The organism is Amycolatopsis sp. 3B14, assembly GCF_050958625.1.
GTDB classification, from domain to species: Bacteria; Actinomycetota; Actinomycetes; order Mycobacteriales; family Pseudonocardiaceae; genus Amycolatopsis_E; species Amycolatopsis_E thermoflava.
In genome coordinates this window covers 1-11,125 of record NZ_JBHZEN010000099.1, presented here as the reverse complement: position 1 = coordinate 11,125, position 11,125 = coordinate 1, and the positions used below count along the sequence as shown (strand labels likewise).

The 11,125-nt window shown below is 71.2% G+C and carries 10 protein-coding genes; 5 read left to right on the top strand and 5 right to left on the bottom strand.

All coding sequences use genetic code 11. From position 1 onward, the window contains the following. Positions 1 to 31: 31 nt before the first annotated feature. A complete protein-coding gene (locus ACCP09_RS38255; protein WP_051362687.1) occupies positions 32 to 1,333 on the bottom strand; it encodes an MFS transporter in 1,302 nt (433 codons plus the stop codon). A gap of 87 nt (positions 1,334 to 1,420) precedes the next feature. Here ACCP09_RS38255 and ACCP09_RS38250 point away from each other — a divergent pair, with 87 nt between their 5' ends. Then, the gene (locus tag ACCP09_RS38250; RefSeq protein WP_433753879.1) at positions 1,421 to 2,308 is read left to right on the top strand and encodes an NAD(P)-dependent oxidoreductase; all 888 of its coding nucleotides are present in this window, start codon (positions 1,421 to 1,423) and stop codon (positions 2,306 to 2,308) included. A 56-nt stretch (positions 2,309 to 2,364) separates the two neighbouring features. Beyond that, positions 2,365 to 3,090, top strand: coding sequence for an isochorismatase family protein (locus ACCP09_RS38245; protein WP_208722323.1), 726 nt, complete (start codon positions 2,365 to 2,367; stop codon positions 3,088 to 3,090). A gap of 43 nt (positions 3,091 to 3,133) precedes the next feature. On the opposite strand, the gene pntB is transcribed toward ACCP09_RS38245, so the two are convergent. Together pntB and ACCP09_RS38235 are read right to left on the bottom strand one after the other, a co-directional pair. Beyond that, positions 3,134 to 4,555: a Re/Si-specific NAD(P)(+) transhydrogenase subunit beta gene (gene pntB / locus ACCP09_RS38240; RefSeq protein WP_433753877.1), complete on the bottom strand. Its 1,422-nt coding sequence runs from the start codon at positions 4,553 to 4,555 to the stop codon at positions 3,134 to 3,136. A gap of 5 nt (positions 4,556 to 4,560) precedes the next feature. Next, positions 4,561 to 6,081, bottom strand: coding sequence for a Re/Si-specific NAD(P)(+) transhydrogenase subunit alpha (locus ACCP09_RS38235; RefSeq protein ID WP_433753875.1), 1,521 nt, complete (start codon positions 6,079 to 6,081; stop codon positions 4,561 to 4,563). A gap of 195 nt (positions 6,082 to 6,276) precedes the next feature. On the opposite strand from ACCP09_RS38235, the gene ACCP09_RS38230 reads away from it, so the two are divergent. The 3 genes from ACCP09_RS38230 (at position 6,277) to ACCP09_RS38220 (ending at position 8,582) form a co-directional block, all read left to right on the top strand. Continuing rightward, positions 6,277 to 7,047: a FadR/GntR family transcriptional regulator gene (locus ACCP09_RS38230; RefSeq protein WP_051362690.1), complete on the top strand. Its 771-nt coding sequence runs from the start codon at positions 6,277 to 6,279 to the stop codon at positions 7,045 to 7,047. Positions 7,048 to 7,134: 87 nt separating this feature from the next. Then, complete coding sequence (locus ACCP09_RS38225) at positions 7,135 to 8,202, top strand: 2-hydroxyacid dehydrogenase (RefSeq protein WP_433753873.1); 1,068 nt, start codon at positions 7,135 to 7,137, stop codon at positions 8,200 to 8,202. Further along, on the top strand, positions 8,199 to 8,582 hold the full coding sequence (locus tag ACCP09_RS38220) for a carboxymuconolactone decarboxylase family protein (RefSeq protein WP_027931068.1): 384 nt from the start codon (positions 8,199 to 8,201) through the stop codon (positions 8,580 to 8,582). Before ACCP09_RS38225 ends, ACCP09_RS38220 begins: the two co-directional genes overlap by 4 nt. A gap of 51 nt (positions 8,583 to 8,633) precedes the next feature. Here ACCP09_RS38220 and ACCP09_RS38215 read toward each other — a convergent pair whose 3' ends face one another. Next, positions 8,634 to 10,298, bottom strand: coding sequence for an AMP-binding protein (locus ACCP09_RS38215; protein ID WP_433753871.1), 1,665 nt, complete (start codon positions 10,296 to 10,298; stop codon positions 8,634 to 8,636). After that, positions 10,295 to 11,125 (bottom strand): acyl-CoA dehydrogenase family protein (locus ACCP09_RS38210; protein WP_433753869.1); only part of this gene is annotated, 831 nt, incomplete at its 5' end. The genes ACCP09_RS38210 and ACCP09_RS38215, both read right to left, overlap by 4 nt.

The window sequence follows — 11,125 nt, the reverse complement described above, 5'->3', positions numbered from 1 at the left end:
TTCGCGGTGACCGCCGGCCGCTCGCCCGCGCCTACTTCCCGGACACGAACTCGACGGCGCGCGTTTCCTTCGCCATCGACACCCCGATGATCGTCAGCACCGCCGCGATCACCATGTAGGTCGCGAGGGGCCAGATCGACTGCGCCCAGGCGAACAGGGCCGCCGCCAGGAACGGTGTCGGTCCGCTGAAGAGCATGCTGCCGATCTGGTAGCCGACGGCCGAACCGGTGTAGCGGAGCCGGGTTTCGAACAGTTCCAGCAGGAAGCTCGCCTCCGGGCCGTACAGGAGCGCGTGCAGGACGGAGATCGCGAGGACGAGGGCGATGAGACAGGGCACGAACTGGCCGGTGCCCAGCAGCCAGAAGACCGGGAAGGCCAGCAGGACCGTCAGCACCGCGCCGGCGATCAGGACCGGACGTCGACCGTAACGGTCGGCCAGGATGGCGGCCAGCGGGATGGTCACGATCTGCAGCGCGGCGGCGACGATCAGTGCGAGCAGCACGGCTCCGCTGCCCGCGCCCCGGTCCGCGGCGTACTTCAGGCCGAACACCGAGGCCATGTAGAACACCACGCTGTTCCCGGCGTGCGCCAGCAGTGCGATCGCGATCGACTTCTTCGCGGTCTTCACCAGCTCCACCGCCGGGAACTTCGCGACCTCACCGCGTTCCCGCACCGCGCGGAAGGCCGGCGACTCGTCGATGCGCAGCCGCACGTAGAGGCCGATCCCGACCAGGATCGCGCTGGCGAGGAACGGCAGGCGCCAACCCCAGCTCATCATCGCGTCCTCGGGCAGCAGCCCCACGAAGTAGAACACCGCCGAGGACAGGACCAGGCCGGCCGGGATCCCGACCTGGGGCCAGCTGCTGAAGAACGCCCGCTTGCTCGCGGGCGCGTGCTCGGCCGCGAGGAGGACCGCGCCGCTCCACTCCCCGCCGACGGCGAGGCCCTGCAGCATGCGGCTGACGACCAGCAAGACCGGGGCCCAGATGCCGATCTGCGCGTACGTCGGCAGCAGACCCACCGACGCGGTCCCGACACCCATGATCACCAGGCTCAGCACCAGCATGCGCTTGCGGCCGATCCGGTCGCCGAAGTGCCCGAACAGCATGCCGCCGAAGGGCCGCATGAAGAACGCGACCCCGAACGCGGCGAACGCCGCCAGCGTTCCGGCCAGCGGGTCCAGCGCCGGGAAGAACAGCTTGTTCATCACCAGCGCGGACGCGGTGCTGAAGATGAAGAAATCGAAGTACTCGATGCAGGTGCCGACGAAGCTCGCGAGCGCGATCCTGTGGATCGGCACGGTGGCCTGACTCTGCGCGGTGTGAGTGGTCATCGTGCTGCCTCTCTGTCTAGCAGGTTGGCGGCGAGTGTAGAACAATATAACTTGGCTCACAACGCCTGACATCGACAGGAGACGATAATGTCTGACATTAATGTCGGCTTCGTGGGAGCCGGCCGGATGGCGCAGCCGATGATCCGCCGTCTCGCCGCGCGCGGGGACCGGGAAATCCATGTCTACGACCGGGATCCGCGGACCGGCACACGATTGGCGGACCTCCCGGCCGTGACCGTCCACGACGAGCCGGGCTCGCTGCTGTCCGCCGCCCCGCTCGCCATCCTCAGCCTGCCCGGGCCGCAGGCGGTCGAGGGCACGGTATCCGAACTGCTCGCCGGCGACACCCCGGCCGAACTCACCCTGGTGAACACCTCGACGTCCGGGATCGCGACCAGCAAGCGGTGCGCCGAGCGGCTGGCCGGCACCGGGGTGCGCTACATCGACGCCCCGGTCAGCGGGGGCACCGTGGCCGCCGAGCGCGGTGCGCTGACCTTCATCGTCTCCGGGCCGGCCGCCGGGATCGAGGCGGCCCGGCCGGTCCTCGGGGAACTGGGAGAGCGCGTGTTCGACGTGGGCCGCGAGCCCGGACTGGCCCAGGCGGTCAAGAGCGCCAACAACATGCTGGGGCTGAGCGCACTGCTGGCCACCGCGGAAGCGACGGTCGTGCTGGCGCGACTGGGGGTCGATCCGGCCCAGGCGATCGAGGTCTTCAACGCGAGCAGCGGCCGCAACTCCGCCACGCTGGAGAAGTTCCCGCGCGAGGTGCTGACCGGCCGGTTCGACTTCGGGTTCAGCTTCGCCGCGGTGGTCAAGGACCTGGGACTGTTCCTGGAGGCGGCACACGAGGCCGGACTGGACGTCGACGTCGCCCGGCATGCCCACGCGGCCTGGCGACGGGCCGCGGAGGACGGCTACGGCGATCTCGACTGCACCCGCGTCGTGGACTACGTCGCCGGCGCCGGCGTTGACTAACCGGGCCTCATGTTCCTAGTCTGCGAATGTCAGACATTTACCTTGTGGGAGGACATGTGCCGACACCGGAGACGACCAAGCCCTGGTCCGATGTGATCCCCGCGGCCGACCTGGCGACGTTCGGACGGGAGTTCGCGCCGCCCGACCGCCCGATCGCCGCGGGAACCTCGCCGGCTCTCGTGGTCGTGGACATGACGAAGGCGTTCGTCGACTCCACCTACCCGACCGGCTGGTCGCCGACGGGGCGGCCGGCCCTGGCGGCGAACGCGGAACTGCTGGCCGCGTCCCGGCGCGCCGGGATCCCGGTCTTCTTCACCAAGGCCTACCCGGAGGCCGACCACCGGCCCAGGCCGGCGGAACGCGGACGCTGGAAGCTCAACCCGCAGCCCGCCCCGCTCGCCGAGGGCACCCCGCCCGGGGACGTCCTCCCCGACGAGCTCACCCCGCGCGACGACGAGATCGTGATCAACAAGGGCAGCAAGCCGAGCGCGTTCTTCGGGACACCGCTGGCGTCCTACCTGATCCACGCCGGGTGCGACACCGTCATCGTCACCGGAATGACGACCAGCGGCTGCGTCCGTGCCACGGTACTGGACGCCTTCCAGTACAACTTCCACGTCGTCGTGCCGTTCGAGTGCTGCGCGGACCGGAGCCAGATCTCGCACAAGGTGAACCTCTTCGACATCCACATGAAGTACGCCGACGTGGTGAGCACGAACGAGACCATCGGATACCTGGAGTCCCTGCCGAGCCTCGAGCCAGCGCTTCCGGTGTCCGGATAGGACGGACGACCGGTCCGGGCGGCGCCCGGACCGGTCCCCCCGCTCACAATTTCCCGGCGATCTCCCGCACCCGCTCCCGGGCGTCGCCGAAGAGCATCCTGGTGTTGTCCCGGAAGAACAGCGGGTTGTCCACTCCCGCGTAGCCGGTGGCCATGGACCGTTTGAACACGACCACGTCGCGGGCGCGCCAGACCTCGAGCACCGGCATCCCCGCGATCGGGCTCCCCGCGTCCTCCAGCGCCGCCGGGTTGACCGTGTCGTTGGCGCCGATCACCAGGACGACGTCGGTGCCCGGGAAATCGTCGTTGATCTCGTCCATCTCCAGGACCACGTCGTAGGGCACCTTCGCCTCGGCGAGCAGGACGTTCATGTGACCGGGCAGGCGGCCGGCGACCGGGTGGATGCCGAACCGCACGTCCACCCCCCTGGCGCGCAGCTTCGCGGTGAGCTCGGCGACCGGGTACTGGGCCTGGGCCACGGCCATCCCGTAGCCCGGGGTGATCACCACCGTCGAGGCGTTCGCGAGGAGCTCCGCCACCTCGGCCGGGCTCGTCTCCTGGTGCTCCCCCGCACCGGCGACCGGACCTCGTCCACTCTGGACACCCAGTCCACCCGCGATGACCGAGACGAACGACCGGTTCATGGCCCGGCACATCACGAAGGACAGGTAGGCGCCGGACGAGCCGACCAGCGCGCCGGTGATGATGAGCAACGGGTTCTCCAGCAGGAAGCCGGAGGCTGCCGCGGCCCAGCCGGAGTAGCTGTTGAGCATCGACACGACGACCGGCATGTCGCCACCGCCGATCGAGGCCACCAGGTGCCAGCCCAGCACCAGCGCGAGCGCGGTCACCAGGATCAGCAGCCACAGCCTCGGGTCGAGGACGAACCACACGGTCAGCGCCACGAACGCGGCCACCGCGCCGAGGTTGACCAGGTTCTTGCCGGGCAGCGCCAGCGGCGCCGACCTGATCCGGCCGGACAGCTTGAGGAACGCGACGATCGAGCCGGTGAAGGTGACGGCGCCGACGAAGACACCGACGAACACCTCGCCGCTGTGCACGCCGAGGAGGTGATCCGCGCGGTAGGCGGCCGCGGCAGCGCCCCTCGGGTCGTGCTCGACGTGCAGGTAGCCGTTCCAGCCGACCAGGACGGCGGCCAGGCCGACGAAGCTGTGCAGCAGCGCGATCAGCTCCGGCACACCCGTCATCTCGACCACCCGGGCCCGCCACAGGCCGAGCACCGTCCCGAGCAGGGCGGCCACCGCCACCAGGACGAGCGGCACGCCGTGGAGACCACGGCCGAGGGCGACCGCGATCGTCGCGCCGAGCGCGACCACCATGCCCAGGACTCCGAACGCGTTGCCCAGCCGGGCGGACTCGTGACGGGACAGGCCGGCCAGGGCCAGGATGAACAGCAGGCCGGCGACGACGTAGGCGGCCGTGGCCGCGGTTTCGACGGAGAACAACGCGCTCAGCCCCTCGTGAACATCGCGAGCATGCGGCGGGTCACCGCGAAACCACCGGCGACGTCGAGACCGGCCACCAGGACCGCCACCGCCGACAGCGCCGTGGTCACCGCACTCCCTCCGCCTGCCTGGAGCAGGGCGCCGACCACGATGATCCCGGAGATCGCGTTGGTGACGGACATCAGCGGAGTGTGCAGCGCGTGCGCGACGTTGCCGATCACCGCGAACCCCACGACCACGGCGAGCGCGAACACGACCAGGTGCTGTTGCAGCCGCTCCGGGGCGATCGCGATCAACCCGAAGACGACGACCGCCGCGGCGGCCACGATCCCCAGCCGGGCGGCCGGAGTCAGGGGCGCACGCGGCTCCGCCGCCTGCACCGTGCCGGGCGCGGCGGCCGGGCTCGCCGCCGACACCGGCACCGGCGGAGGCGGCCAGGTCAGCTCTCCGTCGCGGACCACGGTCATCGAGCGGATGACGACGTCGTCGAAGTCCACCACCAGGCGGCCGTCCGCGCCGGGTGTCATGAGCCGGACCAGGTTCACGACGTTGGTGCCGTACAACTGCGACGCCTGCGCGGGCAGCCGTGCGGCCAGGTCGGTGTAGCCCAGGACCGTGACCCCGGACTCGGTCGTGGTCCGCTCGCCCGGCACGGTGAGGCCGCAGTTGCCACCGTTCGCCGCGGCCAGGTCGACGATCACGCTGCCGCGGGCCATGGCCGCGACGGTCCGGGCGCCGATCAGCTTCGGCGCGGGCCGGCCGGGGACGAGGGCGGTGGTGATGACGATGTCGGCGTTGCGGGCCTCCTCGTCGTACATCGCCGCGGTGGCGCGCTCCTGGGCCGCGGTCATCTCAGCCGCGTAGCCGTCGGCGGTGGACGCGCCCGTGAGGCCGACGGTGACGAACTCCGCGCCCATCGACCGGACCTGCTCCGCTACCTCGGGCCGCACGTCGAAGGCGCGGACGACGGCCCCGAGCGCGCTGGCGGCACCGATGGCGGCGAGGCCGGCCACCCCGGCACCCACGACGAAGACGCGGGCGGGCGGGATCTTCCCCGCGGCCGTCACCTGCCCGGTGAACGGGCGCCCGAACTCGTGCGCGGCCTCGATGACCGCCCGGTACCCGGCCAGGTTCGCCATCGAGGACAGCACGTCCATCGACTGCGCGCGGGAGATGCGCGGCACCGCGTCCATCGCCAGCACCGTGAGGGGTCGCTTCGCCAGGTCGGCCACCCTGGCCCGGTCACCGCGCGGGTCGACCAGCCCGATCAAGGTGGCGCCGGGCCGCAGTGCCGACAGCCGCTCGGCGGGCGGCGCGTTCACCGCGAGGACGACGTCCGCCGCGCACGCGTCTCCGATCCGCGCGCCGGCCTCCTCGTACACGTCGTCGGGGAAGCCGGACCGCATTCCCGCCCCCGCCTCGACCACGACGTCGTAGCCCAGCCCCCGCAACTGCCCGATGGTGCGGGGAGTCGCCGCGACCCGCGTCTCACGGGGTGCGGTCTCCCGCAGGATTCCGATGAGCAACGCACTGTCCTCACCTTCTGTGACCAACCGTCACTATCAGTATGATATTGCCGATCTGATAATGACTGACATTTAGCAAGCCGGTCAATGTAGAGCTGATCGCACACGATCGCGCTAGTGGGCAAACTCTCGCTCGCTTGCCAAGTGCCGTACATTTGCGTTGAGCCGTGTTCACCCAGGGAAGGAAGCCGGCAGATGGAGCTCGGAGAGAAGATTCTCCGCCCGCGCGAACAGGTCGAGCAGGCGCTGAAGAAGGCGATCCTGAGCAGCAAGCTCGGCACCGGGGAACGCCTGCCGTCGGAGGCGGAACTGGCCCGGCAATTCGGCGTGAGCCGACCCACCATTCGCGAGGCGCTGTCCTCCCTGCAGATGCAGGGCCTCATCCGCCGCGTGCCCGGAGCCGGCGGAGGCAGCTTCGTCCAGCCCGTGGACCACAAGTCACTGGGCGAGGTGGTGCGCGCCTCGATGCAGAACCTCGTGCGGCTCGGCAGTGTCGACTTCGAAGAAGTGTCGATGGTGCGCCAGTACCTCGAGGTTCCGTGCGCGGCGCTGGCCGCCGAGAACCGCGGCGAAGAGGACCTCGAGGAGTTGCGCCAGGTCGTCCACGAACAGCGCACCCGGTCGGTCGACGACCCGATGATCGCCGAACTGGACGTGCGCTTCCACACGATCATCGCCCGGATGTCCGGCAACCGGGTGCTCGCCTCGCTGGTCTACGCGCTGCACCACGAGTCCGAGCCAGTGCGCTACCTCGACCTGTCGCCCGAGGTCGGGCGCCACACGGTGGCCCAGCACCAACGGATCGTCCAGGCCATCGAGGACAAGGACCCGCAGGCCGCGGAAGCAGCCATCACCGAGCACCTCGCCTACCTCCGCAAGCACATCAAGGCCGCGCTCGCCGACATCCCCGCCGAGGACTCCGGGGACCGCGCGGAGCAGGGGTCGCCGGCCGGCCTGCGAGGCTGAGCCATCGAGGACACCGGATCAACGCTTGACGCTACCTGTCTAATGTCTAACAATTGACCGCAAGGTCAAAGACAGACAGGAGACGGGATGCCGGAACACACGACCGTCGTGAGCTTCCCCGAGTGGGACCACATGCTCGCGGCGGCTGCCGACGTCATGCGCGGCCCCCAGGAGGCGACTCGGCGGCGGCTGGAGCAGTTCTTCGCCCCCGAGGCGGTCGACCTGGACGCGCTCTTCACACAGGGCCGGATCCCGGACATCGTCATCGACATGCCGGCCAAGGGCGACCCGGCGTACCGGATCGACCCCCGCAGCCGCGTCCTGGTCGTCCGCCGCACCCAGGTGGACCGCGCGCTCATCGACGAACTCCCGCACCTGCGCCACATCCAAAAGCTCGGCGAGCGGCGGGACACGATCGACGTCGCCGCCGCGGCGGAGCGCGGCATCACGCTCGACTTCGTGAACCGTCCCGCGCTCGAAGCCACGGCCGACCACGCGGTGCTGCTCGTGATGGCGGCGCTGCGCGAACTGCCCCGGCTGGACGCGACCACCCGGAAGGCCACGGTCCCGGCCGGCACGTCGGCCCCCGGATCCACCGCCTACAACTGGCCAGGGGTGACGTTCGGCCGGACGCTGTCGGAGAGCACGGTCGGGATCATCGGGCTAGGCGAAGTCGGCCTGCTCGTCGCCCGGCGCCTGCGCGCCTTCGGCGCCCGGGTGCTGTGGACCTCCCTGCGCGGCCGTCCACAGCGGACGGTCGACGGCCTGGAGTACCAGCCGCTCGACGACCTCCTCGCCGCGAGCGACGCGGTGAGCCTGCACATCCCGGGCACCGAGGACAACCGGCACCTGGTGGACGGCGCCTTTCTGCGCAAGATGCGCCCCGACGCGGTCCTCGTGAACGTCTCCCGCGGACTGCTGATCGACGAAGCCGCCCTCGCGGAGGCGTTGCGGCGCGACGAACTCCGCTCGGCGGCTCTCGACGTCTACGGCAGTGAACCCGTCCCGGCGGACAGCCCGCTCCTGGACGCCGAGCGCGTCATCCTGACCCCGCACGTCGCCGGCGGGCCCCGCTCGCTGATGACGCGGGAACTGCTCGACCTCAGCCGCGGCGTGCGGCAGGCGCTCACCGCCGACCGGAAGGTGGCCCGGTGAGCGAGGCGCAGGAGTACATCGACGAACTCGCCCGGCGGCGCGGGTACGCCTTCCGGCTGCACAAGATCCTGGCCGGCGCGGACCTGGACCTGCTCAAGGCGATGGACGGGATGGTCTCCGCCGCTTACCTCGGCGAGCGGCGGCTGGACAAGCGCACCAAGGAACTGCTGTTCGTCCTGAGCCTGACGGTGATGCGCGCCCCGCACTCGCAAATCGCCACGCACGTCCGGCTGGCGCTGGCCGCGGGTGCCACCCCCGAGGAGATCCTCGAAGCCATCGAGATCGCGCTGCCGGAGGCGGGCATCGTCGCCTTCCAGCGGGGTGTCGAGGCGTGGGCCGAAGTGGTCGGCGCGCCCGAGATCGAACCGCGCGCGACATAGGAAACGGCTGTGGTGGGGCGAATTTCTGACCCCACCACAGCCGTTTCCGGGTCAGCCCAGCATTTCGCGCAGTTTGAACTTCTGGATCTTCCCGCTGGGCGTCATCGGCAGCTCACCGAGGACGACCACGCGCTCCGGCAGGTAGTGCTTGGACAGCCCCTGCCCGAGGAGGAACTCGGCGAGCGAGCTCACCGTCGGTTCCGGGCGCCCCGGCTTGACGACGAGCACCGCGCACACGCGTTCGCCCAGGCGGGCGTCGGGCACGCCGACCACCGCCGCGTTGAGCACGTCGGGATGGTCGAAGATGACCGATTCCACATCGGTCACCGGGATGTTCTCGCCGCCGCGGATGATGACGTCCTTGCTGCGGCCGCGCAGGGAAAGCCACCCGTGCTCGTCCACACTGGCCCGGTCACCGCTGCTGAACCACAGCCCCGGCCGGTAGGCCTCGGCCGTGGCGTCCGGCCGGTCGTAGTAGCCGTAGACGACACCCGGGCCGCGCATCAGCAGCTCCCCGACCTCCCCCACCGGCACCTCGGCGCCGTCCGCGTCGACGATCTTGACCGCCGAGCCTGCGAACACCGACCCGTCGGTGCGCAGGATGGCCTCCCCCGCGTCCGGTGTGCACGAGGTCAGGATGCTGCACTCGGTCATCCCCCAGGCCGGCGCGACGTAGGCGCCGAGCGCGGCCGACGCCTGCGCCGGCAGGCTGCGGGGCACCGGCGCTCCCGCGATCACCAGGCAGGTCAGCGGGCACGCCGGGTCGCCGGCCAGGTCGGTGCGCAGCATGTCCTGCAGGAACGTGGGCGCCCCGAAGAACGTGGTCACCCCCTCCTCCCGGATGATCCGCGCACCCCACTCCGGATCCCAGCGGTCGACGTGCACCCCGGTGCCGGCGAGCAACGTCGTGAAGAGGATGCCCCACTCGAAGCCGGTGTGGTGGCCGGCCGGTGACGCGACCAGCTGCACCATGGGGTCGCCGAACACGCGCGCGCCGATGTGGTTCGCCTGCTGCCGCGCCGAGTAGATCAGCGTGTTGTGGCTGTGCATCGCGCCCTTGGGCTCCCCCGTGGTCCCGGAGGTGAAGCCGAGGTAGCAGATCCGGTCGGGATCGGGGTCGGGGAAGGCCCGTGCGGGCACGTCGGCGTAGGCGGACCACAGCGACTCCCCCGGCCCCAGGCCGGAATCGTCGTCGTCCAGGAGCACGATGTGCCGCAGACCGGGGAGCTCGGCCCGCAGGGCGCGCGCCATCTCGAGATGGTGGTTGCTGCGCCAGCGGCGCGGGATCACCAGCACCTTGGCCTTGCTCCGGCGCAGGATGTCGGCGGCCTGGCGGTGCCCGTAGGCCACGGGGATCCCGGCGTACACGGCGCCGATCTCGTTGATGCCGAAGACGAGTTCCGGGTACTCGACCCAGTTCGGCAGCATGACGACCACGGCGTCGCCGGGTTCGACCCCCAGGTGCGCCAGCACGCTCGCGGCGTGGTGGGCGTTGTCGTCGAACTCGCGGTAGGTGCGGGTGGTCCGGGCGCCGTCGAAGCGGCGTCCGACGAGCGCGATCCGGTCGGGGTGTGCTCGCGCGGCCTCGGTCAGGAGGGAACGGACCGAGCGGTCCTCCCACCAGCCCGCGGCGCGCCAGTGCGCCGCGGTTTCGTCGTCTACCGGCGAGAACTGGCCGTCCAGCGCGGCGGACAGGGGTCTCGGGATCGTTGTCATCGCTCCTCCTTCGGCAAGGCGGTGACCGGGGAAGCACCGGTGAGCACGCGGGCGGCTGCACCGGCGGGGCCGCTGGTGTCGGCGGCCGCGCGCAGGGAGATCGCGTCGCGCAGCCGGCGTTCGGCCGGGTACTCGGCGAGGTAGCCGTACCCGCCGTGGGACTGCAGCGCCGCGGCCGCCACCTCGATCGCGGTCTCGCAGCACTCCCGGGCGATCGCGACCGCAGCCAGGTGGTCGTACGGGACGGACGTGGCGGCGGCGAGCGCGGCCGCGGCCCGGGCGGCCTGCCCGAACAGCGACATCCGGACGGCGGGGATGTCCCGGAGCGCCTTGCCGAACTGGCGGCGGACTGCGGTGTACCCGGCCGCGTCGTCGGCAGCGGCTCCGGCGATCCCGCTCGCGACGGCTGCCGCGCCCAGGTGCAACCGGCAGCGCGCGGCGGTGACATCGACACCGGTGACGTGGTGCACCGCATCGGCTCCCGCTGTCACGTCCAGCGCACTCGTGAGCGCACCCCCGAGGCCCGTGCGGCGCAGCGGGGTCGCCTTCGTCGCCGTGGGCGGGACCAGGAGCGCTTCCCGCGCGCCGGTCAGGATCAGCAGGTGCGGCGACCGCGCGGCCGCGTCCACCCGGTCCACGGACCCGGACAGGCTGTCCCCGTGCCAGGCGAGCCGGACGTGGACGCAGGCGGCGTCGACGACGGCGACGCCCGCCTCTCCGGCGTGGATGCGGCCGACCAGATCGGCGAACCGCCGGTCGCCTGCCAGGACGTCCACCGCCGCGTGGGCCTGCGCCGAGGCCCAGCCCAGCGCGGGCCACCGCCGGCC